25 protein-coding genes are annotated in these 23,776 nt (G+C 61.2%); 15 read left to right on the top strand and 10 right to left on the bottom strand.

Features of this window, described 5'->3' with window-relative positions; genetic code table 11:
- The first annotated feature begins 51 nt into the window (after nt 1-51).
- Together GGD46_RS25685 and GGD46_RS25680 are read left to right on the top strand one after the other, a co-directional pair.
- Nucleotides 52-975: a sulfite exporter TauE/SafE family protein gene (locus GGD46_RS25685; protein ID WP_184709343.1), complete on the top strand. Its 924-nt coding sequence runs from the start codon at nt 52-54 to the stop codon at nt 973-975.
- Nucleotides 972-1,781, top strand: coding sequence for a TIGR02186 family protein (locus tag GGD46_RS25680; RefSeq protein WP_184709341.1), 810 nt, complete (start codon nt 972-974; stop codon nt 1,779-1,781). Before GGD46_RS25685 ends, GGD46_RS25680 begins: the two co-directional genes overlap by 4 nt.
- Here GGD46_RS25680 and GGD46_RS25675 read toward each other — a convergent pair whose 3' ends face one another.
- A complete protein-coding gene (locus GGD46_RS25675) occupies nt 1,782-2,285 on the bottom strand; it encodes a helix-turn-helix domain-containing protein (protein ID WP_184709339.1) in 504 nt (167 codons plus the stop codon).
- Between the two features lie 109 nt (nt 2,286-2,394).
- Between GGD46_RS25675 and GGD46_RS25670 the strand changes: the two genes are divergently transcribed.
- Nucleotides 2,395-2,955, top strand: a complete 561-nt coding sequence (locus GGD46_RS25670; protein ID WP_184709337.1) for a dihydrofolate reductase family protein — start codon at nt 2,395-2,397, stop codon at nt 2,953-2,955.
- Here GGD46_RS25670 and pdeM read toward each other — a convergent pair.
- Both pdeM and GGD46_RS25660 read right to left on the bottom strand, forming a co-directional pair.
- Nucleotides 2,952-3,695, bottom strand: a complete 744-nt coding sequence (pdeM, locus tag GGD46_RS25665; protein WP_184709335.1) for a ligase-associated DNA damage response endonuclease PdeM — start codon at nt 3,693-3,695, stop codon at nt 2,952-2,954. The genes GGD46_RS25670 and pdeM overlap by 4 nt on opposite strands.
- Before the next feature lie 20 nt (nt 3,696-3,715).
- Nucleotides 3,716-6,226 (bottom strand): ligase-associated DNA damage response DEXH box helicase, encoded by a 2,511-nt coding sequence (locus tag GGD46_RS25660; RefSeq protein ID WP_184709333.1) that lies wholly within the window; start codon nt 6,224-6,226, stop codon nt 3,716-3,718.
- 95 nt (nt 6,227-6,321) lie between these two features.
- On the opposite strand from GGD46_RS25660, the gene GGD46_RS25655 reads away from it, so the two are divergent.
- Together GGD46_RS25655 and GGD46_RS25650 are read left to right on the top strand one after the other, a co-directional pair.
- Nucleotides 6,322-6,825, top strand: coding sequence for an Rrf2 family transcriptional regulator (locus GGD46_RS25655; protein ID WP_184709331.1), 504 nt, complete (start codon nt 6,322-6,324; stop codon nt 6,823-6,825).
- Nucleotides 6,826-6,855: 30 nt separating this feature from the next.
- A complete protein-coding gene (locus GGD46_RS25650; RefSeq protein WP_184709330.1) occupies nt 6,856-7,317 on the top strand; it encodes a carboxymuconolactone decarboxylase family protein in 462 nt (153 codons plus the stop codon).
- Between the two features lie 85 nt (nt 7,318-7,402).
- On the opposite strand, the gene GGD46_RS25645 is transcribed toward GGD46_RS25650, so the two are convergent.
- Nucleotides 7,403-8,443 carry a glutamine synthetase beta-grasp domain-containing protein gene (locus GGD46_RS25645; RefSeq protein WP_184709328.1) on the bottom strand — a complete coding sequence of 347 codons (1,041 nt, stop codon included), beginning with the start codon at nt 8,441-8,443 and terminating at the stop codon, nt 7,403-7,405.
- A gap of 439 nt (nt 8,444-8,882) precedes the next feature.
- On the opposite strand from GGD46_RS25645, the gene GGD46_RS25640 reads away from it, so the two are divergent.
- A complete protein-coding gene (locus tag GGD46_RS25640) occupies nt 8,883-9,074 on the top strand; it encodes a DUF2735 domain-containing protein (RefSeq protein WP_184709326.1) in 192 nt (63 codons plus the stop codon).
- Nucleotides 9,075-9,099: 25 nt separating this feature from the next.
- Here GGD46_RS25640 and GGD46_RS25635 read toward each other — a convergent pair whose 3' ends face one another.
- Nucleotides 9,100-9,735, bottom strand: coding sequence for a YitT family protein (locus tag GGD46_RS25635; RefSeq protein ID WP_184709324.1), 636 nt, complete (start codon nt 9,733-9,735; stop codon nt 9,100-9,102).
- Nucleotides 9,736-9,842: 107 nt separating this feature from the next.
- The gene (locus tag GGD46_RS25630; protein WP_184709322.1) at nt 9,843-10,787 is read right to left on the bottom strand and encodes a class I SAM-dependent methyltransferase; all 945 of its coding nucleotides are present in this window, start codon (nt 10,785-10,787) and stop codon (nt 9,843-9,845) included.
- Nucleotides 10,788-11,053: 266 nt separating this feature from the next.
- On the opposite strand from GGD46_RS25630, the gene GGD46_RS25625 reads away from it, so the two are divergent.
- Genes GGD46_RS25625 through GGD46_RS25615 form a run of 3 tightly spaced genes read left to right on the top strand, consistent with a single transcriptional unit; the run spans nt 11,054 to nt 13,191 of the window.
- Entirely contained in the window at nt 11,054-11,320 is a 267-nt protein-coding gene (locus tag GGD46_RS25625) for a DUF6460 domain-containing protein (protein ID WP_184709320.1), read from the top strand.
- Nucleotide 11,321: 1 nt separating this feature from the next.
- Nucleotides 11,322-11,825 (top strand): CAP domain-containing protein, encoded by a 504-nt coding sequence (locus tag GGD46_RS25620; RefSeq protein WP_184709318.1) that lies wholly within the window; start codon nt 11,322-11,324, stop codon nt 11,823-11,825.
- Nucleotides 11,826-11,841: 16 nt separating this feature from the next.
- A complete protein-coding gene (locus tag GGD46_RS25615) occupies nt 11,842-13,191 on the top strand; it encodes an MATE family efflux transporter (protein ID WP_184709316.1) in 1,350 nt (449 codons plus the stop codon).
- On the opposite strand, the gene GGD46_RS25610 is transcribed toward GGD46_RS25615, so the two are convergent.
- Nucleotides 13,167-14,255: a quinone-dependent dihydroorotate dehydrogenase gene (locus GGD46_RS25610; RefSeq protein ID WP_184709314.1), complete on the bottom strand. Its 1,089-nt coding sequence runs from the start codon at nt 14,253-14,255 to the stop codon at nt 13,167-13,169. The genes GGD46_RS25615 and GGD46_RS25610 overlap by 25 nt on opposite strands.
- On the bottom strand, nt 14,252-14,608 hold the full coding sequence (locus GGD46_RS25605) for a DUF952 domain-containing protein (RefSeq protein ID WP_184709312.1): 357 nt from the start codon (nt 14,606-14,608) through the stop codon (nt 14,252-14,254). Before GGD46_RS25605 ends, GGD46_RS25610 begins: the two co-directional genes overlap by 4 nt.
- A 105-nt stretch (nt 14,609-14,713) precedes the next feature.
- On the opposite strand from GGD46_RS25605, the gene GGD46_RS25600 reads away from it, so the two are divergent.
- The 4 genes from GGD46_RS25600 (at nt 14,714) to GGD46_RS25585 (ending at nt 17,894) form a co-directional block, all read left to right on the top strand.
- Nucleotides 14,714-15,142 (top strand): hypothetical protein, encoded by a 429-nt coding sequence (locus GGD46_RS25600; RefSeq protein WP_246806480.1) that lies wholly within the window; start codon nt 14,714-14,716, stop codon nt 15,140-15,142.
- Between the two features lie 227 nt (nt 15,143-15,369).
- Complete coding sequence (locus GGD46_RS25595; protein ID WP_184709310.1) at nt 15,370-16,035, top strand: helix-turn-helix transcriptional regulator; 666 nt, start codon at nt 15,370-15,372, stop codon at nt 16,033-16,035.
- A gap of 15 nt (nt 16,036-16,050) precedes the next feature.
- Nucleotides 16,051-17,403 carry a hypothetical protein gene (locus GGD46_RS25590; protein WP_184709308.1) on the top strand — a complete coding sequence of 451 codons (1,353 nt, stop codon included), beginning with the start codon at nt 16,051-16,053 and terminating at the stop codon, nt 17,401-17,403.
- A gap of 77 nt (nt 17,404-17,480) precedes the next feature.
- The gene (locus GGD46_RS25585) at nt 17,481-17,894 is read left to right on the top strand and encodes a tellurite resistance TerB family protein (RefSeq protein WP_068397371.1); all 414 of its coding nucleotides are present in this window, start codon (nt 17,481-17,483) and stop codon (nt 17,892-17,894) included.
- Nucleotides 17,895-17,944: 50 nt separating this feature from the next.
- Here GGD46_RS25585 and GGD46_RS25580 read toward each other — a convergent pair whose 3' ends face one another.
- Entirely contained in the window at nt 17,945-18,820 is an 876-nt protein-coding gene (locus tag GGD46_RS25580) for a transporter substrate-binding domain-containing protein (RefSeq protein ID WP_184709495.1), read from the bottom strand.
- A 423-nt stretch (nt 18,821-19,243) separates the two neighbouring features.
- On the opposite strand from GGD46_RS25580, the gene GGD46_RS25575 reads away from it, so the two are divergent.
- Nucleotides 19,244-21,247 carry a methyl-accepting chemotaxis protein gene (locus GGD46_RS25575; RefSeq protein WP_184709306.1) on the top strand — a complete coding sequence of 668 codons (2,004 nt, stop codon included), beginning with the start codon at nt 19,244-19,246 and terminating at the stop codon, nt 21,245-21,247.
- A gap of 157 nt (nt 21,248-21,404) precedes the next feature.
- On the opposite strand, the gene GGD46_RS25570 is transcribed toward GGD46_RS25575, so the two are convergent.
- Nucleotides 21,405-22,628 carry an MFS transporter gene (locus tag GGD46_RS25570; RefSeq protein WP_184709304.1) on the bottom strand — a complete coding sequence of 408 codons (1,224 nt, stop codon included), beginning with the start codon at nt 22,626-22,628 and terminating at the stop codon, nt 21,405-21,407.
- A 101-nt stretch (nt 22,629-22,729) separates the two neighbouring features.
- Between GGD46_RS25570 and GGD46_RS25565 the strand changes: the two genes are divergently transcribed.
- Nucleotides 22,730-23,638: a LysR family transcriptional regulator gene (locus tag GGD46_RS25565; protein WP_184709302.1), complete on the top strand. Its 909-nt coding sequence runs from the start codon at nt 22,730-22,732 to the stop codon at nt 23,636-23,638.
- The last annotated feature ends 138 nt before the right edge of the window (nt 23,639-23,776 follow it).

Here is a 23,776-nt window from a genome sequence, read left to right as displayed (position 1 = left end):
TGGCTCAGGCTCCGATTTCCGTGCCGGAAAGCCTGCAAATGGGAACAGCGCGTGACGATCTATCTGCCGATCGCAGAACTGTCGGTGAATATCTTCATTATTCTCGGCATGGGCGCAGCCGTAGGGTTTCTCTCCGGCATGTTCGGCGTGGGCGGCGGTTTCCTCATCACGCCGCTGCTGATCTTCTACAACATTCCCCCCGTCGTCGCCGTCGCCACCGGCTCCAACCAGGTCGTCGCCTCCTCCGTATCGGGAGCGCTAACGCATTTTCGCCGAGGTTCGCTCGACCTGAAACTGGGCACGATCCTGCTCGCCGGCGGTCTCGCGGGCGCGACCTTCGGCCTGTGGCTATTCGTGCTGTTGCGCCGGCTCGGACAGATCGACCTGATCATCTCGCTGATCTACGTGCTCTTGCTCGGCACGGTGGGTACGCTCATGCTTTGGGAAAGCGTGCGCGCCATGCGCCGGGCCGCAGGCAAGCTGCCGCCGGCCACCGCCAAGCTGCGCCATCACAACTGGGTGCAGCGCCTGCCGCTCAAGCTGCGTTTCAAGAAATCCAAGCTCTATCTCAGCGCCATTCCGGTGATCGGCCTCGGCTTTTTCGTCGGCATGCTAACGCCGATGGGTATCGGCGGCGGCTTCATCCTCGTGCCGGCCATGATCTATCTTCTGCGCGTGCCGACGAATGTCGTCGTCGGCACATCGCTGTTCCAGGTCATCTTCGTCACGGCCTTCACCACGATCGTCCAGGCGGCCACCAACTATTCCGTCGATATCATCCTTGCGTTCATGCTGATGGTGGCCGGCGTCGTCGGCGCGCAGTACGGCGTGCGGGTTGGCCAGAAGCTGCGCGGCGAGCAGCTCCGCGCCCTGCTTGGCCTTCTCGTCCTTGCCGTCGGGCTTCGTCTGGCCATCGCACTCGTGGTCACGCCCGCGGACGTCTACTCGGTCATCATGGAAGGGGTGAGCCGATGAGAGGTTTCGGGCTCCTCGCTGTCGCGATCCTGCTGCTTGCGCCGCTTGGTGCGCAAGCGCAGGTGCTGCTCGACCAGCCGACGACATCGACGACGGCACGTGAAACGATGGAAATAGGTACATCGACGAGCGAGATCGCCATCACCTCCGATTTCGCAGGCGCCGATCTGACGATCTTCGGCGCACTTTCCAACACCGATCAGCTGCTTTTGGCGATCGGCCAATACGACATCGTCGTCGTGCTGGAAGGGCCGCGTGAAAACGCGACGGTGCGCAGGAAGGACCGCGTCTTCGGCATCTGGGTCAACACCCGCTCGATGACGTTCGAGCATGTGCCGCAGGCTTATTCGCTGTCGAGCACGCGCGCTGTCGACAACATCACTGCGCCGCTTGAACTCAGCGATCGCGGCATCGGCGTCGACCACATCCCCCTCACCCCAGTCGGCTTCGTCGGCAATGTCGGCGACGTTCCGGAATTCCGGCAGGCTTTCCGGCGGCTGCAATCGGCAGGCGGACTTTACGAAAGCGACCCGGCCGGCGTGCGCTTCGTCAGTTCCTCGCTGTTCAAGGCAACGCTCAGGATCCCCGCCGATGTGCCGAACGGCGTGCATACAGTTCGCGCCTATCTCTTCAAGAGCGGCAAGTTCATCGGCGAAAAAGCGCTGCCGCTGCGTGTCATCAAGACCGGCATAGAGCAGATGATCACGGATGCGGCACATCAGCAGCCGGTCGCCTATGGCGTGTTTTCCGTATTGCTGGCCTTGGTCACGGGTTGGGGCGCGAGCTTCATGTTCCGAAAGAACTGATCAGCCTTCCTTGCGGCGATCGACGACTTCGAGATAGGCGTCGGTCAATCGGCCGAGCACCCAGGGTGTGCCCGGCGGCAACACCTTGCCGAGATGCTTGGCGCGCAGCTCCTCCATGAAATCTTCCCAGAGCGCCGCGCCGCCGTTCTCCAGCAGTTCGGCCCGGATCGACAGCTCCTCGGATACCGGTAAATGCTTGCGGCCCCAGGCGCCCATATGGGCAAAGAGCGGCACAAGGTCGATCGCCATTTCGGTCAGGCTGTAAACCGCCTTCTGCTTGTGGGTGGGGTCATCTGCGCGGGTCAGGAGGCCGCACTCGACCAGCCGCTTCAGGCGGTCGGCAAGAATATTGGACGCTATTCTCTCCTCCGAATTCTGCAGCAATTCTCGAAAGTGCCGGCGGTTGCCGAACATGATGTCCCTGATGACGATCAGGCTCCAGCGGTCACCGAGGATTTCCAGCGTCAGATTGATCGGGCAGCCGGAGCGATATGATGCTTCCATGGTGGTCTCCAAAACTGCTTGCATTTTGCCATCAGTGCGACTAGCTTTCAACCAATTGCTTTTAGCAACCAGTTTCGCTTCTGAAACAGTTGTCATCGTGGAGGAAATGATGAGAAAACTTGTTGTCTGGAATCTCATGACGCTTGACGGCTATTTCGAGGGAGCCAAGCCCTGGGACCTCGGATTTCACATGCTCGCCTGGGGCGACGAACTGGACAGTTATTCGAAAGACCTCTGCAAGGAAGGCGATCTGCTGATCTTCGGCCGCAAGACTTATGAAGGCATGGCCGCTTATTGGCCGACCGCGACGGAAACGTCCGATATCGCTGCCTATATGAACGGTATCGCCAAGATCGCCGCGTCGCGGACGCTTGACAAAGCGGACTGGAATAACACCCGCGTCGTCGGCGACATTGTCGCTGAAGTGAAGAAGCTGAAGGAAGAACCTGGCAAGACCATGTTCGTGTTCGGCAGTGCCGAGGTGACGGATGTGCTGCTCAAGGCGGGGCAGGTGGACGAGATCCGCATCTGCCTCGTTCCCGTCGTGCTGGGCTCCGGCAATCCGCATTTCAAGCCGGCATCCGAACAGCGGCCGATGAAGCTGCTCGAATCCAAAGCTCTGAAGACCGGTGCAGTGGTCCTGCGTTACGAGCCCGCGAACACGGCTTAGGCCGAGAGATTGCCGAAGCGCACGGAATAGATACGGTCGCGGCCGAGTAGGTGGGCGATCAGGCTTTCCCGCTCGAAGAGGCCTGCCATGGCCTTATGGCGAAGATCGAGACCACCGGTCATGACGCCAAAGGCCGGCATCAACAGGCGGGCGCCATCCGTTGCAAAACATGGTCGGCGCACCGACTTTTCACGGCGTCGAACGGTAGCGGAGGGATGCAAATGGCCGGCGATCTCGCCTGCCTGCCGCCCCGCCTTCGGCTCGTGGCGGAAGGTCAAGCCGCCATAATGCATCTCGTCTACCGAATGACCGGGCAGATCGACGGCGCCATCCGGATCATGATTGCCGTTGATCCAGATCCACTCGCGGCCGCGGGCCATGCTGACGATGAGGCTGCGAAATTCTTCCGGCAGATGCTGTGAACCGACGCGATCATGGAAATTGTCGCCAAGCGAAACGACCAGCTTCGGATCGTAGCGGGAGATGACGGCGGAGAGAACGGTCAGCGTCGCCAAGGTATCGTATGGCGGCAGCATCATGCCTCGGCGGGCGAAGGCCGCACCCTTTTCCAGATGCAGGTCGGAGACGACGAGAATACCGGCCTCAGGCAGATAGAGCGCACCCAGCGGATCGCAGACGGCAGCAATACCATGAACAACGGTCTCGACGCCCGCAGCCGGCGCAGATTCGCCGCTGCCTTGACAGTTCAAGCTCCGTGCCAGCGCCAGCCGGTTGATCACGTCAGTTCATCCTTGTTCGTTCAACCCATCGCCTCGCGGATCAGGTCGTCGGCCGCTTCCGCAAGCAGGGAATCGTGCGCCTCGCCCGGCACCGGCACCTTGCCGATTTCCAGCATCACCGGCACGGCAAGCGGAGAAATATGGTCCAGCGCGCGATGGGTGATATGGCCCTTGATTCGCCTCAGCATATCCGCAAGTCGGCCAATATCCAAAAGCCCGGTCGCAGCATCCTGCCTCGTTGCCTGCAGCAGGATGTGGTCCGGCTCGTGGCTGCGCAGCACGTCATAGATCAGATCGGCCGACACCGTCACCTGCCGGCCGGTCTTTTCCTTGCCCGGATGCCTGCGTTCGATCAAGCCCGCAATGACGGCGCAATTGCGGAAGGTCCGCTTCAGCAGGAAGGATTCATCGAGCCACGCCTCCAGATCGTCGCCGAGCATATCCTCGTCGAAGAGATCGGAAAGGCTGAGCCGGCGGTTGGCGATCATCAGCCCCATATCCTCCAGCCCCCAGATGCCGAGCGAATAATCGGTCGCGACGAAACCCATGGGCTTTGCGCCGGCGCGCTCCAGCCTTCGGGTGAGCAGCATGCCTAGCGTCTGGTGCGCCAACCTGCCCTCGAAGGGATAGGCGACGAGGTAGGCGCGGCTGCCGCGCGGGAAAGTCTCGATGAGGAACTCGTCGCGCTTCGGCAGCAGCGACTTCTCTTTTTGAATTTCCAGCCAGTCGCGCACCTGATCCGGCAGGCGGTGACGCCGGTCGGGATCAGCAATCATCGCCCGCACCTGATCGGCGAGATAGGTCGAGAGTGGAAACTTGCCGCCCGCATAGGAAGGGATTTTCGGGTCGAGCGAGAAAGCTTGCGACGCCAGACATTCACTCTCGCGGATGCCTTCGAAGCGCAGCACCTTGCCGGAAAAGAGAAAAGTGTCGCCGGGCGCAAGCTGCTCGACAAAATATTCCTCGACCTTGCCGAGCGGCGCTCCCCCTCGCCCTAGAGAACCGAGCGCATTGCGCTTCACCAGCCGGATATTCAGCATCGCCTCTTCGACGATCGTGCCGAGGTTCAGGCGATATTGCTGGGCGACCTGAGGGTTGGACACACACCAGTGCCCTTCCGGGGTCTTACGGATGCGGGCATAGCGCTCATAGGTTCTGAGCGCATAGCCGCCGGTGGCGACGAAATCGACGATGCGTTCGAAGGTCTCCCAGGGAAGCTCGGCATAGGGAGCCGCACTCTGCACCTCATCATAAAGCTCGAGCATGTCGAAGGGCTCGGCGCAGGCCATGCCGAGAATGTGCTGGGCGAGAACATCAAGCGCGCCGGCGCCGATCGGCGGCGTATCCTGCGCGCCGATATAGTTGGCATCGAGTGCTGCCTGGCATTCCATGACTTCGAAGCGATTGGCCGGCACCAGGATCGCCTTCGACGGCTCGTCCATACGGTGATTGGCGCGGCCGATGCGCTGGGCAAGGCGGCTCGCGCCCTTGGGTGCCCCGACATGGATGACGAGATCGACATCGCCCCAGTCTATACCGAGATCGAGCGTCGAGGTGGCGACGACGGCACGCAGCCGATTTTCCGCCATGGCCGCTTCCACCTTGCGGCGCTGGCCGACATCGAGCGAGCCGTGGTGCAGGGCGATCGGCAGATTGTCGTCATTGGCCGACCACAGCTCCTGGAACAGCATTTCGGCCTGCGAGCGCGTGTTGACGAAGAGCAGCGTCGTGCGATGCGCCTTCAGCTCGCGATAGATATCGGGGATCGCATATTTGGCGGAGTGGCCGGACCAAGGGATGCGCTCTTCCGTCGACAGGATCGAGATATCCGGCTTGGCGCCGCCCTCGACGATGACGAGGCCGGCATGGCGCTCCTCCCCCGGCTCTTGCGCCACCAGCCATTTCTGCAGGTCCATGGGGTCGGCCACGGTCGCCGAAAGGCCGATGGTCTGCACCTCGGGTGCGAGCTTGCGGATGCGGGCAAGGCCGAGCGACAGCATATGGCCGCGCTTGGAGGTGACGAGCGAATGCAGCTCGTCGAAGACGATGTATTTCAGGTCCTTGAAGAAGCGCTCTGCCTCGCGGTTGGCGAGCAGCAGCGCGACCTGCTCCGGCGTCGTCAACAGGATATCGGGCGGATTGAGCTTCTGCCGCTGCCGCTTGCCGCTTGGCGTATCGCCGGTGCGGTTTTCGACTGATACGGGCAGGCCCATCTCCGAAACGGGCTTCATCAGGTTGCGCTCGATATCGACGGCAAGTGCCTTCAGCGGCGAAATGTAGAGCGTGTGGATGCCGGTGAACGCCGAGCCCGGCGGGATCTTGCCGCGCCGGGTGAGATCCGTCAGCGACGGCAGGAAGCCGGCGAGCGTCTTGCCCGCACCGGTGGGCGCGATCAACAGCGTGCTTTCGCCGGCTTCAGCACGGGCAAGCAGCTCCAGCTGATGGGCACGCGGCTGCCAGCCCTTTTCCGCAAACCAGCGGGTAAAGGGGGCAGGCAAGGCAAGAGGATGCTTCGGCTCGATCTGGTCCACGCCTCAACCCTAGCGACAAATCGCGGAAAAAAGAAAGGGCTTGACGGTCATCATAATCACGGATAAAAAATATCTACGATCATGAGGGTAGAGTGATGAAACTTGGAGACGGCGTCGAACAATCCATTCATTGCGTTGGCATGCTGGCTGGCCTTTCTGATGGCGGCGTACTCTCGGCAGCGGCGCTTGCGGAGTTTCACGGCGTCTCCGTCAGCTATCTGCTGAAGCATCTGCAGGCGCTTTCGGGCGCCGGCATTCTCGATACCGTGCCTGGGCCGAAAGGTGGCTATCGGCTGGCGCGCAAGCCGGAGGACATCACTCTGCTTGACATCGTGCTGGCAGCGGAAGGTCCGGCACCGGCCTTCAGATGCGCCGAAATCCGCCAGCGCGGCCCGAACCCGCTGGAAGGGCGTTACTTCGCCAAGCCATGCGGCATCAATGCTGCCATGCTGGCGGCGGAGCGTGTTTACCGGGCCGAATTGGCCAAGACGAGTATCGCCGACGTGCTGACCGATCTCAGGCAGACGGACACGGATGGTGGAATAGCCGCGAGGGGCTGCGCCTTTCTCGAGCTGCATGAACGCAAGACCAGAAACTGAACCTCAAGATCAAAACCCAAGGAGAAGACCATGCATCCGCGTTTCAACCCCGCCAAGGCCTCCCCGGAATCCTACAAGGCCGTCGTCGCACTCGAGAACTTCGTTCAGAACAGCGGCCTCGAGCGCCGCTTCATTCACCTGATCAAGCTCCGCGCCTCGCAGATCAATGGCTGTGCCTACTGCGTCGACATGCATGTCAAAGAATCCCGCCATGACGGTCTCAGCGAGCAGTGGATCAACCTCATGTGCGTCTGGTGGGAATCGCCCGTCTATGACGATCGCGAGCGCGCCCTGCTTCGCTGGGTCGACTCCGTGACGAAGATCGCCCAGACCGGCATACCGGATTCCGACTACGAGCCGCTGCGGGAACATTTCACCGAGGAAGAGATCGTCAAGATCACGGTAGCGATTGCCACGATCAACGTCTGGAACCGTCTCGCCGTCGGCTTCCGCTCGCAGCATCCGATCGACGCTGCCAGCAAGGCTGCTTGAAGCAAGTTCTCGAAATGCAAAAAGCGCGGGACCGAAATCCCGCGCTTTTCATTTGTGCTGACCCCGGCAACCGAGATCAGAAAAATCAGGCAGCAACCGAGCCGAAGCCAGCTGTCGGCACTTCCGAGATGGTCGTCAGAACCTGCGAAGCGATCTGGTAGGGGCAGCCCTGCGAGTTCGGACGGCGATCTTCGAGGTAGCCGCGATAGTCGTTCTTGATGAAGGAATGCGGTACGCGGATCGAGGCGCCGCGGTCGGCAACGCCGTAGCTGAACTTGTTCCACGGAGCAGTTTCATGCTTGCCGGTCAGGCGCAGGTGGTTGTCCGGGCCGTAAACAGCAATGTGAGCTTCAAGGTTCTTGTCGAACTGCGCCATGAGCGCTTCGAAATAGGCCTTGCCGCCGACTTCGCGCATGAACTTGGTCGAGAAGTTGCAGTGCATGCCCGAGCCGTTCCAGTCGGTGTCGCCGAGCGGCTTGCAATGGAACTCGATGTCGATGCCGTACTTTTCGCACAGACGCAGCAGCAGGTAGCGTGCCATCCAGATCTGGTCGGCGGCCTTCTTGGAGCCCTTGCCGAAAATCTGGAATTCCCACTGACCCTTGGCCACTTCGGCGTTGATGCCTTCGTGGTTGATGCCTGCTTCCAGGCACAGGTCGAGGTGCTCTTCAACGATTTCGCGAGCGATATCGCCGACGTTCTTGTAGCCGACGCCGGTGTAGTACGGGCCCTGCGGAGCCGGATAGCCGGATTCTGGGAAGCCGAGCGGACGGCCGTCCTTGTAGAAGAAGTATTCCTGCTCGAAGCCGAACCATGCGTCTTCGTCGTCGAGGATCGTTGCACGGCTGTTGGACGGATGCGGGGTTACGCCGTCCGGCATCATGACTTCGCACATGACGAGAGCGCCGTTCGTACGGGCCGGATCGGGATAAATGGCAACCGGCTTCAGCACGCAATCCGAGCTGCGGCCTTCGGCCTGCATCGTCGAGGAGCCGTCAAAACCCCAAAGCGGAAGCTGCTCGAGCGCCGGAAAAGCGTCGAATTCCTTGATCTGCGTTTTGCCACGCAGGTTCGGCACCGGAGTGTACCCATCGAGCCAGATGTACTCGAGCTTATATTTCGTCATTACGCACCTCATAACAGTTAATCAGGCAAAGCAGGAAACTTGCCCGGCGCCCGCCGGAGTAATTCCTTGCTACGAACGGCTGCCAAGGGAGATGCATTTGCCGTGCCAGTTTCCTCAAGCACGTCGCCCAGCGGATGAAAATTTTTAGATCTAGGATTTTAGGAGCCGGATTTCCGGGCTTTAAGCCTTGGAATCTTTTCAAGTCGCCAGCGCCGCTCCAATCGAACTGCCAAGATGTCGCAGGCTCGCATCCTCCAGGAACAGATTGGAAAAGCGAGAGTTCAAAGAAGCGGCAGCATCTCAATTATCGTCAAATTGCCCATAATTTAGTCATTTAGCATTTTTTTTAAGCGGAATGATGATATTCGCCTTCGGCTTTGCTATATATGAGCTGTCTCTTCAAGCGCACCGCTTGAAAACCAAAAGGGAGAGACGGCGAATGGCAACCAGTGCTCGGCATGAGACGGCAAAAATCTATCAGTTCCCGGTCGCGGCCCGCCCGACGGCAGTAAGCCAGCGCCCGAAGGTGAACCTTACTCCCGATATCGGTCCGAGCATTGCAACGGCTGCCTTCGACAGCTGGTATCACGAAGACGCGATCGTCGACACCGATCCAAGCCGCAAACAGTAAGCCGACTGCAACTCGCAAGCCCGAATTAAAGGGCGATGTAGCGATCCGAACGGTGATTGATCGCGACGAAGAGATTGAGCGCGATTGCGCCAATCACCGAGCAGAGGACGACCGTCGGCGTGGTAACCGCAAAGGCAACGGCGAGCACGCATAGATCGATCGCAAGCTGCACCAACCCTGCCCTGATGCCGAAACGCTCCTGCACATAGATCCCCAGAATGCCGACGCCGCCAAGGCTGGCGCGGTGGCGATAGAGCGCGAGCAGCCCGAAGCCGAGCAGGATGCCGCCGAGGATTCCCGACCACAATGCATTGATGTGCGCAATATCGAACAGAAACGGCTGCAGATTGGTCAGCAGCGAGGTCAGCGCAATGGCGATGAAGGTCTTGATGGTGAAGGCCGGGCCGAGTTGCTTCAGCGACAGATAGAAGAACGGCAGGTTGACCACGAAGAAGGCCAGACCGAAGTTCACGCCGATCGCGTAATGCAGCAGGAAGGCGATACCGGCGGTACTGCCGGTCAGGAGCCCCGCGCTTGAAAGGCAGAACAGCCCGAGCGACGAAATTAGGCTGCCCGATATGATGCCCTGAACGTCCTCGGCCCATGAATGCCGGGTCGCGGATGTGTTCCAGACACCAAATGCACTCTTCGCGTTCGCCATGTGCTTACCCTCATGTTTCCGGGGCTTTCTGCTGAAAGCTCAGGCGACAATCAAGCAAAAATACGTAAGCAATGCTGACCTATTTTAAATTCGCAAGATTCGAATAATCAGGCCGATTTGCGGGCAATGAACAGAATGCCGTGGACCGGTTTTCCGGCATCCATGCGAATAACGCTGCGGGCAAGATCCTGCACCGCAAAGCCGTGATCGGCCAATACGTCCCGTACGTAGGCTTCTGAATGTGCAAAGCGCAGGGAATCGCGCAGCACATAGCCGTCTGGCTGCTGCGCATCCTCCACCGAAAAGGCAAAGATGGAGCCATCGGCTGCGAGCTGGCAAGCGATGGTCATCACGTCTTGCAGATTGCCGAGATACATCAGCACATCGGCGGCGGTGATCAGATCCGCACGCCCCGCAGCAAAGCCTGCATCGAAAACACCTGAGAGATCCGGCTCCGCCGACAAATCGGCCTGGCGGAGATGATCGTAGACATTCTTCTCCGCCGCCTTGGCGAGCATGCCCTTCGACAGGTCGTAGCCTTCGAGCCGATCGACGCGGTCCCGGATTTCCGGCCCGAACAGGCCGGTGCCGCAGCCGAGATCGACGGCTAGGCGGAAATGCTTCGGGATCCCAGCGGTTTCAGCAATCAGGGCCGCAAGCTTGCCAGGCACACTATAAGAGAGCTTCTCGACCAACGAAGTCTCGAAGCGATCGGCATAGTCGTCGAACAGCCGCTCAACGTAGAGGCTCGGCGGCCGGTCCGGCAGCTCGGCTCCTCCGAGAACCGCAAGCTTCAAACCCGCACCGAAGACATCGCCCGCATCGAGCGTCAGCACTTCGTTCAGCGCAGCAATTGCACCTTGCACATCGCCGGCCTTCTCGCGATAGGTCGCAAGCGTGAACCATCCCGCCGCCCAGCGCGGCACGAGCTCCAGCGCCTGCTCCATCAGTTCGGCGGCGCTCTGCAGCTCTCCGCTTTCGGCAAGCATCTTCGCATAGTCGGCCCGGCGGTCGGTAATAACATCGCCGGAGGAAAGCTGGCTTGGCAGCATGGGTTTTTTCCTGTTTGACGCTCGGCTTTGAACGCGGCCATAAAAAAACTCAAGTCCTATTTCAGGCAGACGCCAGAGCGCTTCCGCTTTTCTTCGAATCGCGAAAGCCCTCTGGCTTGTTTCGTTCCGCATTCCGGACGGAAAACCGCTACGCACTTTTCCCGGAAGCGCTTCAGTTTGAGGTGTCCGCCGGGCAAAAATGCTTGCGAGTTGCAGGCGCCGGCCCTATCTCAACAGCCACAGACTGCCATTATGGAGACGTCAGCATGTCCGATCAGGTGAACAGATTCCTTGGCGACTCGCCCGGTCGCACGCTGGTGAAGCTCGCCATCGTGTCGCTCGTCGTCGGCTTCGTGATGAAGTTCTTCGGCTGGCGGCCGCTCGATTTCTTCTATGGTGTCCGCCGCTTCCTGCTCGACCTCTGGCACAGCGGCTTTGCCGCACTCGGCGAGTTCGGCGATTATGTGCTCGTCGGCGCCAGCATCGTCATTCCCATCTTCATCATCCTCCGCCTATTCAACTATCGCAGCTGACATGACCTCCCAGACACTGAACTATTCGCGCCGCGATGCGCTGCGCCTCGCCGCCCTTGCGCTCACCGCATCCGTTGCAAGCTGCGCCACGCCGCCCGCTCGCGTTTCCAGTACGCCCGCCAGCGACCAGACCGCCTCCGCCTTGCCTCTCGTCAATGCGCTGCGCGCCAAGAACGGCCTGCCGCCGCTCAAAATCGACACCGCCGCCGGGGCCGCCGCCGCCTACCAGGCACGGCGCATGGCGGATGCCGGCAAGATGGAGCACCTCATCGGTATCGGCGATGATTTCGGCAAGCGCGTCAAGGCCAGCGGCGTCAAGCTGCCGGCGGCCGAGAACATCGCCGAAGGACAGCGCGACGTGAACGCTGCGGTGATTGCATGGATCAATTCGCCGAAGCATTTGCACAACATGCTCGGCAAATATGACGGTCTCGGCGTCGCTCTTGCCTATGCTCCCTCTTCCGGTGGCAGGCCATATTGGTCCATGGTGCTTTCCTCGATCTGAGGAGGCGTAAGGTAAAATGGATGTCCAACAGGGGAGCCGGAAGGTTCTGCCCTTCGACGTGACGCATCGGCTCGTGCTGTCGATCGCTATCCCGATGACGCTCGGTTTCATGACGACGCCGCTGCTCGGTCTTGTCGATACCGCCGTGGTCGGCCACATGGGCCAGCCGGATGCGCTGGCCGGGCTGGCGATCGGCGCTGTCCTGTTCGACCTCCTCTTCGCAAGCTTCAACTTCCTGCGCGCCTCGACGACCGGCCTTACCGCCCAGGCCTTTGGCCGGCATGATCGGCGCGAACAGCAGGCCGTCTTCTGGCGGGCGCTGATCTCGGCGCTCGGCTGCGGCGTGCTGATCGTCGTTCTGTCGCCACTCCTACTTTGGATCGGCATCAAGCTGATGGGACCGGAGGGCGGCATTGCCGACGCGACGCGAACCTATTTCTCCATCCGCATGCTGTCCGGTCCGGCGGCTCTTGCCAACTACGCCCTGCTCGGTTTCGTGCTCGGACGCGGCCAGGGCCGCATCGGGCTCTTGCTGCAAACCGTCATCAATGGCGTCAACATCGTGCTTGCCATCCTGCTCGGCCTCTATCTTGGCTGGGGTGTCGCCGGGGTTGCCTGGGGCACGCTGATCGGCGAGGCATGTGGCATGCTGCTGGGGTTGGCGATCGTGCTGCGCAGCTTCGCCGGCGAGGAACGCCCGCCACGATCGGAGTTGCTCTCACGCGCCAAGCTGACGCAGCTCTTCGCGCTCAATCGCGATATTCTGATCCGGACCTTCGTGCTCATCGGCGCCTTCACGCTGATGACGCGCATCGGCAACAGCTTCGGCGCCGTGATGCTGGCCGCCAATGCCGTGCTGATGAACTTCTTCCTGCTGTCAGGCTATTATCTCGACGGACTGGCGAATGCCGCCGAGCAGATCACCGGCCGCTCGATCGGCGCAAACTATCGGCCCGCCTTCGAGCGTGGCTTGAGGCTGACCGGGCTTTGGTCCTTCGGGCTGGCGCTGGCTGCCGCCATCTTCTTCTTCACAGTTGGGCCAGCTCTGATCCGCCTGCTGACGACCTCCGAGGAGGTTCGCGCTGCGGCCGGAACCTACCTGCCCTGGGCGGCGATAACCGGCCTCACCGGCGCCCTCGCCTTCCTGATGGACGGCGTCTTCATCGGCGCCACATGGTCACGCGAGATGCGCAACAAGATGCTGCTTTCCTTCGGCGGCTACCTCTTGGCGCTCGCCGTGTTCGTGCCGACGCTCGGCAATCATGGCCTCTGGATGGCCATGAACGCCTTTCTGCTGTTTCGCGGCATCTTCCTGGCCATGGGCCTGAAGAAGCGCGCGGATCAGACGTTTCGGTTCGCCCAGTAATCGAGCTTGGCATCGCGCAGATCGTGGATCGAGCCGGCGCGCTCTCGGTCGAGCAGCTTTGGCAGACCGGAAACGATCTGGCTAGGCAGACCAGGCCCCTCATAGACCATGCAGGAATAGAGCTGGACGAGATCGGCTCCAGCCTTGATCTTTTCCAGCGCCGTCTCCGCCGACGACACGCCGCCGACGCCGATGATCGGCAGGGAAGCGCCTACGCGGCGGCGCATCTTGGCGAGCACGACGGTCGACTTTTCAAATACCGGCTTGCCGGAAAGGCCGCCCGCTTCCTTTGCCTGGCGCTGATCCTTCAAGCCGTCGCGCGACAACGTCGTGTTGGAGACGATCAGGCCATCCAGCTTATGCGCCAGCACTTCGGCGGCAATATCGTCCATGCCCTCTTCGGTCAGATCGGGCGCGATCTTGAGGAAGATGGGAATGTGTTTGCTGGCTTTTGCCGCCTCCTCATCGCGAGCGGCGAGCACGGCCGACAGCAATGCCGATAGACTTTCGCGCGCCTGCAGGTCACGCAAGCCCGGCGTGTTCGGCGAGGAGATATTGGCGGTGAAATAGCGCGCCACGGAGTAGAAGCCGCGGATGCCGGCGACGTAGTCGGCGATGCGGTCGGCGCTATCCTTGTTGGCGCCGATATTGACGCCGATGATGCCGTTGCCGCGAATGGCCTTGAGCCGCTGAAATGCCGCTTCATGGCCTTCATTGTTAAAGCCGAGGCGATTGATGACGCCTTCGTCCTCGACCAGGCGGAAGATGCGTGGGCGCGGATTGCCCGGCTGTGCCTTCGGCGTCACCGTGCCGATCTCCGTGAAGCCGAAGCCGAGTTTCAAGAGCGCTTCCGGCACTTCGGCATTCTTGTCGAATCCAGCCGCCATACCGATGGGATTGGCAAATTCTAGCCCCGCCACGGTCTGGCGCAGGCGCGGATCGGCATTGACGCGGCAGGCAGGCACGAGACCGGACTTCAGCGCCGATATGGACATGCCGTGCGCCGTTTCGGGATCGAACAGAAGCAGGCCGCGCCGGCCGAGATCGAGAAAGGCGCCGATCATTCCGCCAGGTCCGGAAAGATATGCACGCCATCAGGCCCGAGCGGCAGGGGCTTTTCCCACAGCACGGCCGAAAGCGGCAAAGATGCGTAGTGATGCGGAAAGAGATCGCCGCCGCGCGAGACTTCGAATACCAGCTTCTCGCCCAGCGCATCGCCATCGATCGCGACAAGCAGCAGATCCGTCTGGCCGGCAAAGTAGAGAGCCGCCGTTTGCTTCACCTGCTTGCCGGTGGACAGATGGATATAACCATCCGTGAAGTCGATCGGCGCGCCATGAAAAACGCCGGTTTGTCTGGCTGGATCCCAGAGAGCACCCGGCACGATCTTGTAAACCACTGACATGGCGGTCATCATCCCTATGTAAAGCTGTCGTGATAGGGCTTTGCACGAAAATGACAGCCAATGCCACGGTTTCCGTGGTGGATTCGAGATTTTAACGCAGAAAATCCGGAGGATGACATGACGAAGGAAATCGGAATCGGCCTTGCGGCCTTGTTCTTGCCTGCCGCTCTTCTCCTCGCATCCCCGGGCGGGGCCGCCGAGCAGGATGCCGGGCGCTTCCAGCTCGAGCGCAGCGGTGATCATTTCGTCCGCCTCGATCGGCAGACGGGTGCGATGGCCATATGCCAGGATCAGAACGGCAATCTCGTCTGCCGCATGGCCGCCGACGAGCGCACCGCCTATGACGACGAGCTGGACCGGCTATCCGACCGGGTGGCGAAGCTGGAAAAAGCTGCTGCCGCAAACAAGGGCTCGGACCTTCCGAGCGATGCTGAAGTCGACCGCACACTGGGCATCATGCAGAAATTCATGCGCGGCTTCATGGGCATGGCGAAGGAATTCCAGAACGAGGAACCTAATACCAAACCGTTGCCGCAGAAGACTTAAGGCGCCGGCCCTCCTGTTCATTTCGGCATTCTGGACCAGAGGGTCGTTGCGGCGGTTTCTGGATACGCTCTTTCTTGAAGTGCGCTTGGGCCGTTGAAACCAACGGGGGAAAGCACAGAGATAAAGGATCCTATTCCTATGCCGGGCTTTACTCGCCCAGAGGCCTCGGTTAACGTTTTTTAAAGAGTTGAGCGCCGGGCAAGCCGGCGCACAGATGCTGAGCGGCGATGCTGTCACACGAGCAAATTTGGGGGGCGATCGACCGGCTTGCCGAACGGCATGCTTTGACACCCTCCGGCCTCGCGCGCCGCGCCGGGCTCGATGCGACCTCCTTCAACAAGTCGAAGCGATTGAGCCAGGATGGCCGGCTACGCTGGCCGTCAACGGAATCGATCGCCAAAGTGCTGGAGGCGACAGGCGCCAGCCTGGAGCAGTTTCTGAGCTTCATCCGCCCCGGTGAGCCGCATGGCCCAGGTTTGTCCCACCTTGCTCAGCACGGCGAAAACGCTATCCCCCTCATCGGTTTTGCCCAGGCGGGCGCCGGCGGCTTCTTCGATGATGGCGGCTTTCCCGCCGGTCAGGGCTGGGATATCGTGGAGTTTCCCGCCGCGACCGGCCACAACACTGGCGTTTATGCGCTTGAGGTGCAGGGCGAAAGCATGTTGCCGCTCTATCGCGACGGGGATATTCTGATTGTCGAGCCAGGGGCTCAGATCAGGAAGAATGATCGTGTCGTTGTGAAGACCCGCGAGGGTGAAGTCATGGCCAAGGTCCTGCTGCGGCAGAGCGCGAAGTCGATAGAACTCTTGTCGCTCAACCCCGAACACCCCAATCGCAGCTTCGATCTGTCGGAGGTGGAATGGATTGCCCGGATCATATGGGCTAGCCAATAGGAAAGTTTTCTCGTTATGCGTCGCAATAATTTGCTTGCAGGTGTGGCAGGCGCGATCGTCGGTTCCTGGTTGACCCTGATCGCGGTCCAGTTCAGTGGGCATGGTTTCAGCCTGCCCGGCCGCGGCAGCAACGTCCCGGTAGCAGACAATCACCCGGCTACCTCCGCAGCCTCCACTCCCGCAGCAACGTCCAAGATCGATCTCGCTCCTCCGAAGAACATCGAGGCGCCGAAGCCCGCCGAAACGACCAGGCCGGACACTGCCGCTACCGGCAAACCGAAACCGGAGGAACAGACAAAGACGGAACCCACCAAGCCAGCCCGCGAGGCGACGCCAGATAAAGCGGGACCGCCAGCCGCAGAACCCGCATCGGCAACCACCACGCCTGACAGCGCTATCCAGCCCTCGGACGCCGCAGCAATGGCCGCCGTTACCGTGCCGCCAATACCGGCCGCCGACAGTATCGACGAGGCCCAGACCACTGAAGCGGCGAAGGCCGAGGACAAGACGTCCGTGATGCCCGCATCCGCGACGCCGCAGGAAAGCAAGGCCGCCACCGAAACCGCCCAGACAAACAATGCGCCGGCAAAGCCCGTCGAAGCGCAGCCGATACAGCCGGCGCCTGCCGTACTCGATGCTGAAAAAAACACTGTGGCGGGACCTGCCGAAGCATCGAAGCCCATTGAAACGGCGGCGAATAAGCCCGCTGCCGTATCGACGTCGTCGCAGCCTGCTCCCACGGACCAGGCGAAGGCAGATCCGCTGCCTGACAGTCGGATGCCAGCGGACCAGATCGACCGGCAAACGGCAGCAACGGAGCATCGCACCCTTCTCGAACAGCCGCAGCCTACCCTTCCTCAACCACAGCCAAACGCCACCTCGGATCAGACTTCCATCGATCCGGCCGCCAAGCCGGATAGACAGACGACGACCGTCGAGCTTGTCCGTCCCTTTGCTGAGCAGGCTGGCACATTGACCGTCGGCGGCAGGAGCGTTCAGCTTGACGGGATCATTCCGACCGATGTCGAGCGGATGTGTACCGGTCCCAGCGGCAAGAGCTGGCCTTGCGGCCAGGCGGCGCGCTCCGCATTTCGAATGTATCTGCGTGGGCGTTCCATCGATTGCGACGTGCCGGACGCCTCGTGGAAAGGCACCGTCAAGGCCGCATGCCGCTATGTTCGCGTCGATCTCAGCGCCTGGCTGGTTCGCTTCGGCTGGGCCGATCCTCAGCCTGGTTCGCCACTCGAAGCGCTTGTCGACGAGGCGAAGGAGAAAAAGCGCGGCATGTACGGTGACGATCCGCGCAAGAACGGAAAATCGACCCTCGCCCCCGCCCTGCCCAAGGAAGATCCGCTCAACCCGATCTGACGCCTTGCTTCCGCCACCAGCTTTTGGCATGAGACGCGCGACATTTCAGTCTGCCAAATCAAAGGACTTCTTCTGTCATGAACAAGCCGCTTTCTGCTCATGAGGCCCTGATCTACGTCATGGTACTGGCCTCGGCCGTCGACCGCACGATGAACGACCGGGAGCTTAGCCGCATCGGAGAGCTCATTCACGCCCTGCCGGTGTTCAAGGGCTTTGACGACGAGAAGCTGATTGCGGTTTCGCGCGATTGCGCCAAGCTGCTATCGGGCAGCGAAGGGCTCGACATCGTGCTTGAAACGGTACGCGATACCCTCCCGGCCCGGCTTTACGACACCGCTTATGCGCTTGCCGTCGAAGTCGCCTCAGCCGACCTGTCGGTGAAGGCGGAGGAACTGCGTCTGCTCAGCCTGCTTCGCGACCGCCTCGGCCTCGACAAACTGACCTGCGCCGCCATCGAGCGCAGCGCAATCGCACGCTACCGCAAGGCCTGAACCGCGTTCCGAACGGAAAGCCGCTTCACACGTCTCCTGACGGGCTCTCGTCAATAGAGCCCGTAAGGGAAATACCGCAGATAGATTTCCTGCAGTCTGCCATCGCGCGATAGGGTGGCGAGCGAATGATTGATCGCTGCCGTCAGATCGACGTCCTGCTGGCGCAGCATGATGGTCAGGCCCTCGCCGAGAAACTGCTGCGACAGATAGGGGCCGTCGAAAAATGCACAGCATTTCTCGGCCGCCGGCGACGATACCCAGAAGGACAGCTGCAGACCATCGGCAAAGGCAGCATCGACCTTTCCGTCCTTGACGGCGGCCAGAAGAGCATCCTTGTCGTCGAACGGCACCGGCTTGATCGTCGGAAAGAATGACGCCAACATCGCCTCATGTGCCGTTCCCTTGACCACGCCGACCGGATGGCCGGCAAGCGAAGCTGCGGTCGTGCCATTGATCTTGGCCTTGAGATTGCGCACGAAGCGCGCCGGCAACATCAGGAATGGGCGGGAAAAGGCGAAGCTATTGCGTAGCTCGGGCCGGACCGCGATGCCGGCGATCACTGCGTCGCCCTGCGATGCCGCAAGGGCGCCCTGCAGATCGTTGAACGGCAGAGCCTGGATCTGGCACTTGTCCGCTATGGCGAGTTCATCGCAGATCTTGCGGGCAAGTTCGACATGAAAGCCGGTGAGCTTGCCATTCTGGTCGAGGAAATTGAAAGGTGGAAAATCCGTCGAGGTCAGGAACCGCAATCTGACCAGGGAAGACAGGTCAGGTTTCGGCAGCCGCTCGCGGGCATCGAACAGAATAGGCAGGCTGGAAGGCTTTGCCTCCTGAGCGGCAAGCGGCAAAGCACATGAAACCGCAATCAGCGCCACATGCGTCAGAAGCCGGGCCACAGAGATGAGCGACGAAAGGCAAACACGCATGGTCTTGATCCCGTCTCCGATCGTGGCTGCATATTCCTGGTTCACGAATCCGATTTAGCAGAGTCACGCCGAAGGGGGAATAATGCGTCTCGGGTTACCTGCAGCGGCGCCTACAGGCTGAATGAACCATCCCTCATACATCGACCAGTTGTGCAACTTCGGCCAACGGCAAATTTAACACGGGAATTCCGCCTCCAATACCTCGTCGTTAGCAGTCGATTAAACTCTGTTGATTGTACTCGCTGGCATCGACGACATCGGCCGGGCCGATCGCATGAAGCAGGTCGTCCAAACCTTCCTCGCAAGGTATCAAGCAAATCGACCTCCAACCGCAACCATCAAGCAACATCGCCGTTGATCCCTTCGGGCAAGCGGCGCTCAGCATGTTTCCTTGATGCCGGCGGCATTCGCAGACGGACAGCCATGTTCAAGAATCTGAAAATCAAGACCAAGATGCTCGCGGTGATCCTGCTCCTCGGCGTCATCTCCATCGCCGGCTTGTTGCATATCGCCGGCGAGTTCCGCCGGGCAGACCGCGCCTACAGCGCCTTCCTCGACAACGAAGCCGTTGCGGCGACCGAATCTGCACGTGCCAGCGCAGCTTCATTGGCGTCAGTGCTGCAGGCAAGCTTGATGCTGAATTTCGATCCCGCCAGCGATGCGTTCAAGGCCGTTGCATCGAGTGAAAATCACTTCGACGAGGCGCGGACCCGGCTCCGGCATGCTCTGAGCCTCGTTCCCGACGAGAAGCAGTCGATCGAAGATCTTTTGACCGGCCTGGACGAGCTGCAAACGCTGACGAACAAGGCTGTGCGGCAGCGCGCGGACGGCGACCACAAGGGCGCTGAAGCAACCATGGTCCTGGTCAACGACAAGCTGGGCAAGATCGTCGCCATCATGATCGCCAACGATGCCGCCCTGAGCAACCGTATGAACAACGGTGCGGACGCCTTGTCCGCCGACGTCAACAGCGCCGTCAACTACACGCTCGTTACCCTCAGCGGCCTGACATTGCTTGCGCTGGTCCTGGGTATCTATGTCGCGCAGAGCGGCATCGCTGCACCGCTGATGCGCCTGCATCGGCGCATGACGGCACTCGCCGATGGCGATACGACCAACGAGATCGTGGGCCGCGACCGTCGCGACGAGATCGGCCAGATGGCATCCGCCGTCGCGGTCTTCCGTGACAATGCCATCGAACGGGCTCGCCTAGAGGCGCAGGCCGAAGCCGATCGCACGCTGAGCGACAGCGAGCGCGCTCAGCGCGAAGCCCGGCAGGCCGCCGAAGCTGCCCACTTGCAGCAGGCCGTCCAGGCCGTCGGCGACGGCTTGAAGCGACTGGCCGAGGGCGATCTCGTCACGCATATCGACACTCAGTTCATCGCGCATCTCGATCAGTTGCGACAGGACTTCAACAGCTCGCTCGTGAAGCTCAACGGAACCATGCAGGCGGTGGGCGTCAACGCCCGCGCCATCAGCGCCGGCGCCAACGAAGTGCGCGGCGCAGCCGACGAGCTTTCCAAGCGGACGGAACAGCAGGCTGCAGCCGTCGAACAAACCGCCGCTGCGCTGGAGCAGATCACTACGACGGTCAAGGATGCGGCTCGGCGCGCACAAGAAGCAAGCCAACTTGTCGCCCATACGCGCACCGGCGCTGAACGGTCGGGCGAAATCGTACGCAACGCCATCGGCGCCATGGAGCAGATCGAGAAGTCCTCGGGAGAGATCAACAACATCATCAGCGTCATCGACGACATCGCCTTCCAGACCAACCTTCTGGCGCTGAATGCAGGCGTCGAGGCGGCACGCGCCGGCGAAGCCGGCAAGGGCTTTGCCGTGGTTGCCCAGGAAGTGCGCGAGCTGGCGCAGCGTTCCGCCAATGCAGCCAAGGAAATCAAAACGCTGATCGCCACCTCGGAAACGCATGTGCGCACCGGTGTGGACCTGGTCGGCGAGACCGGCAAGGCGCTTGCCGCCATCGTTTCCGAGGTGCAGGAAATCAATCGCCATGTGCATGCGATCGCCGAGGCCTCGCGCGAGCAGTCGGCCGGCCTGCAGGAGATCAACACCGCCGTCAACGCGATGGATCACGGCACCCAGCAGAATGCGGCGATGGTCGAGGAAAGCACGGCTGCGAGCCACGGCCTGGCGACGGAAGCTGCCTCGCTGGCGGCCTTGCTCGGCCAGTTCCGCACGAGCGGCAGCGAAGCCGCCCATCTCTCTATGGCGCCAATTGCAGGCACCACGTCGCGCGCGTCGGCCCGCCCTGCACCGCGACCTGTCGCAGCACCGGCCGTCCGCTCGGTCGATGGAGCCAAAGTGCGCGCAACCCCCTCACCGGCACGGGCGCTCGGCCAGAAGTTGCTGAGCGCATTCGGCGCGGGCCAGGCGTCAACAAGCAAGGATGCGGACTGGACGGAGTTCTGAGATCGCCTTGCGGTCCCGCGTCGCAGCCGTACGGAGGGCAGCGACGCGACCCGGCGTCTGGAGCGTTTCCGCATTCCAAAGGGCAAGCTGCCGCGACCTTTTCCTGAAAATTCTCTATCTCAAAACGGGGTGGCCAACGGTGACCACCCCGTTTCATTTACCTCCGCGCGGAAAGCGCCGTCACCAGGGCGACGGTCCCGAAACCGGCGGCAACTGAGCAGACCGCAACCCAACCACCGTGATCCCAAACCGTCCCGGCCAGCGCCGATCCCAGCGCTCCGCCGAGAAAGAATATGCCGACAAAGAGACCGTTGATGCGCCCGCGTGCTTCCGGGTTCAGCAGATTGACGGCCCGTCTTCCCAGGGTTTGATCGCCGGTCACGCCGACATCGAGCATCACGGCGCTGAGGCCGAGCAGGATCAGCAAGGCCAGCGGATGGCCGGATCTTATTTCGCCAGCCCAGGCTGCGAGAGCCATGGCGGCAAGCAGGATCAGATGCGACACCATAGTCGCCATCCGCGTCCATCCTCTGTCGCCCATACGGCCGAAGGGAGAGGTGGCCGCGGCGCCGCCAGCCCCGACAAGCGCAAACAGAGCGATGCCGGATTGAGTAAGCGAGAAGGGAGGCTGGACCAGGCGTAGAGCGACAGTCGTCCAGAACAGGCTGAAGCTCGCCATCAGCAAGGCGGCGGTGAAAGATCGCAGCCGCAGCACCGGCTCATCGCGAAGCAACTGGAAAAGCGAACCGATGAGAGCACCATAGCTAACGGTCGCCAGGGGACGGCGTTGCGGAAGCCGCAAGGCCAATACGGCGGTAAGAAGCGCAAGTGCTGCGGCACTGACGGCATAGAAGCTCCTCCACCCCCAATAGTCGGCAATCAGGCTCGCCAACGGGCGAGACACCAATATGCCGACCATCACGCCGCTCATGACGTTACCGATCACTCTGCCGCGATGCTCCGGCGGCGTCATGGCCGCAGCAATCGGCACCAGGATCTGAATGGCGGAACAGGCTGCTCCCAAGAAGAACAGGAAAATAAGCAGGCTCCATCCCGTTGGCGCAAAGGCAGCCGCTATAGCCATCACCAAGGCCGATACGAGCATGCGCAGCACCAGCTGCCGATTTTCCATCAGATCCGCCAGCGGCACGAGGAAGAACAGCCCGGCGGCATAACCAAGCAGCGATGCCATCGCGACAAGGCCCGCGCCGCTCTCGGAAAAGCCGAGCGACGGACCTATGATGCCGACGAGCGTCTGCGGCGCAAAGAGATTGAGAATGATGACGCCGGTGGCCGTGGCAAACAGCAATGTCGAAGGGACGCCGGCTTCGGACAGATCGTCCGCAGGCTCGGTCGCTATACGTTCGGGGGCCTGTGACATGGACTCTCCAGTAATTTATGATAATAAAGATGACCATGTTTATCGCCTTGTCGCATAATGCGGCAATTGAATTGAACTAATAATGATTATGCGAGATTTTCATGAACATCCATGATCTCGAGGCTTTCGTCGCCGTGGTCGAAACAGGCTCGATCGTCGCCGCTTCCGCGCGCATCAATCTCACGCAGCCGGGCATCACGCGACGCATCCAGAACCTCGAGGATAGTCTCGGCATCGCGCTGCTCGATCGGCAATCCAAGCCGCTCAAGCCGACAGCCGCCGGGCGGGAGGCCTATGAGCATGGACGCCGCGTCCTGCGCTCACTCGATGACCTGAAAGCAGGCGTGTCGCCGGGAGGCGCGATCGGCGGGGAGTTTCGCCTTGGTATTATGCCCTATCTCTCCGAGGCCGCTCTATCGGCTCCGCTCGATGCGCTACGCAGCCAGTTTCCACAATTGACGCTGCGGATCGCATCCGGATGGTCGCCGCAGCTGATCGAACAGGTTGCCCATAGCCAGCTGGACGCGGCGACCGTCTGCTTGGCCGAGGGCGTGGAGCCGCCGGAGAATGTTGTCGGCGAGGTGCTCGGCGTTCACAGTGTTATTCTTGTCGCCGCACCGTCGCTCGGTGTTCCGAAGACACCCAGACTTGAAGAGCTTTCGCGTTTTCCCTGGATCATGAACCAGAGCGGCTGTGGCTTCCGCGCCTTCATTCAGCATCGCTTCGAGGCGGAACGGCTTCCCTTCGATGTCGGCGTCGAGGCCATGAGTGCCGATCTGCGCATGTCGCTCGTTGCACGCGGCCTCGGCATCGGAGTGCTGACGCCGGCGGCACTAGCAGACAGCCGCTGGCGCAATGACGTCGAGATTGTCGAGGCCCCGGATTTTCGTCCGAAGGTGGTCAACTGGCTGCTGCACCGGCCGCCGGCGGGCCGGCTCGCCCGCCCGATCGCAACCTTCGGCGAAGCGCTGACGGAAACATTGAAATCGAAGAGACCGTTTCTGACCTGAACCGTGTCTAGTGCCCATCGCGATCCTTCGAGCGAGCATCCAGCGCTTTAGAGCGGATCATTTCTTATCGGAATCGTTGCGGGATTCCCAAATCAGCAGATTTGTGATTGATCATTGATGCTGGAATGGAGGCCAGCA

It is taken from the genome of Martinezella lusitana (assembly GCF_014207095.1).
Lineage (GTDB): Bacteria > Pseudomonadota > Alphaproteobacteria > Rhizobiales > Rhizobiaceae > Rhizobium > Rhizobium lusitanum_B.
Note: the sequence above shows the minus strand (reverse complement) of the source record. Positions and strands in the feature narration are given on the sequence as shown.

What these genes read in the sequence shown, in the direction of transcription:
- GGD46_RS25680 (WP_184709341.1), top strand. Translation starts at nt 972, where the DNA reads ATGAGAGGTTTCGGGCTCCTCGCTGTCGCGATCCTGCTGCTTGCGCCG.
- GGD46_RS25675 (WP_184709339.1), bottom strand. Translation starts at nt 2,285, where the DNA reads ATGGAAGCATCATATCGCTCCGGCTGCCCGATCAATCTGACGCTGGAA.
- GGD46_RS25670 (WP_184709337.1), top strand. Translation starts at nt 2,395, where the DNA reads ATGAGAAAACTTGTTGTCTGGAATCTCATGACGCTTGACGGCTATTTC.
- GGD46_RS25655 (WP_184709331.1), top strand. Translation starts at nt 6,322, where the DNA reads ATGAAACTTGGAGACGGCGTCGAACAATCCATTCATTGCGTTGGCATG.
- GGD46_RS25650 (WP_184709330.1), top strand. Translation starts at nt 6,856, where the DNA reads ATGCATCCGCGTTTCAACCCCGCCAAGGCCTCCCCGGAATCCTACAAG.
- GGD46_RS25645 (WP_184709328.1), bottom strand. Translation starts at nt 8,443, where the DNA reads ATGACGAAATATAAGCTCGAGTACATCTGGCTCGATGGGTACACTCCG.
- GGD46_RS25640 (WP_184709326.1), top strand. Translation starts at nt 8,883, where the DNA reads ATGGCAACCAGTGCTCGGCATGAGACGGCAAAAATCTATCAGTTCCCG.
- GGD46_RS25635 (WP_184709324.1), bottom strand. Translation starts at nt 9,735, where the DNA reads ATGGCGAACGCGAAGAGTGCATTTGGTGTCTGGAACACATCCGCGACC.
- GGD46_RS25630 (WP_184709322.1), bottom strand. Translation starts at nt 10,787, where the DNA reads ATGCTGCCAAGCCAGCTTTCCTCCGGCGATGTTATTACCGACCGCCGG.
- GGD46_RS25625 (WP_184709320.1), top strand. Translation starts at nt 11,054, where the DNA reads ATGTCCGATCAGGTGAACAGATTCCTTGGCGACTCGCCCGGTCGCACG.
- GGD46_RS25620 (WP_184709318.1), top strand. Translation starts at nt 11,322, where the DNA reads ATGACCTCCCAGACACTGAACTATTCGCGCCGCGATGCGCTGCGCCTC.
- GGD46_RS25615 (WP_184709316.1), top strand. Translation starts at nt 11,842, where the DNA reads ATGGATGTCCAACAGGGGAGCCGGAAGGTTCTGCCCTTCGACGTGACG.
- GGD46_RS25610 (WP_184709314.1), bottom strand. Translation starts at nt 14,255, where the DNA reads ATGATCGGCGCCTTTCTCGATCTCGGCCGGCGCGGCCTGCTTCTGTTC.
- GGD46_RS25605 (WP_184709312.1), bottom strand. Translation starts at nt 14,608, where the DNA reads ATGATGACCGCCATGTCAGTGGTTTACAAGATCGTGCCGGGTGCTCTC.
- GGD46_RS25600 (WP_246806480.1), top strand. Translation starts at nt 14,714, where the DNA reads ATGACGAAGGAAATCGGAATCGGCCTTGCGGCCTTGTTCTTGCCTGCC.
- GGD46_RS25595 (WP_184709310.1), top strand. Translation starts at nt 15,370, where the DNA reads ATGCTGTCACACGAGCAAATTTGGGGGGCGATCGACCGGCTTGCCGAA.
- GGD46_RS25590 (WP_184709308.1), top strand. Translation starts at nt 16,051, where the DNA reads ATGCGTCGCAATAATTTGCTTGCAGGTGTGGCAGGCGCGATCGTCGGT.
- GGD46_RS25585 (WP_068397371.1), top strand. Translation starts at nt 17,481, where the DNA reads ATGAACAAGCCGCTTTCTGCTCATGAGGCCCTGATCTACGTCATGGTA.
- GGD46_RS25580 (WP_184709495.1), bottom strand. Translation starts at nt 18,820, where the DNA reads ATGCGTGTTTGCCTTTCGTCGCTCATCTCTGTGGCCCGGCTTCTGACG.
- GGD46_RS25575 (WP_184709306.1), top strand. Translation starts at nt 19,244, where the DNA reads ATGTTCAAGAATCTGAAAATCAAGACCAAGATGCTCGCGGTGATCCTG.
- GGD46_RS25570 (WP_184709304.1), bottom strand. Translation starts at nt 22,628, where the DNA reads ATGTCACAGGCCCCCGAACGTATAGCGACCGAGCCTGCGGACGATCTG.
- GGD46_RS25565 (WP_184709302.1), top strand. Translation starts at nt 22,730, where the DNA reads ATGAACATCCATGATCTCGAGGCTTTCGTCGCCGTGGTCGAAACAGGC.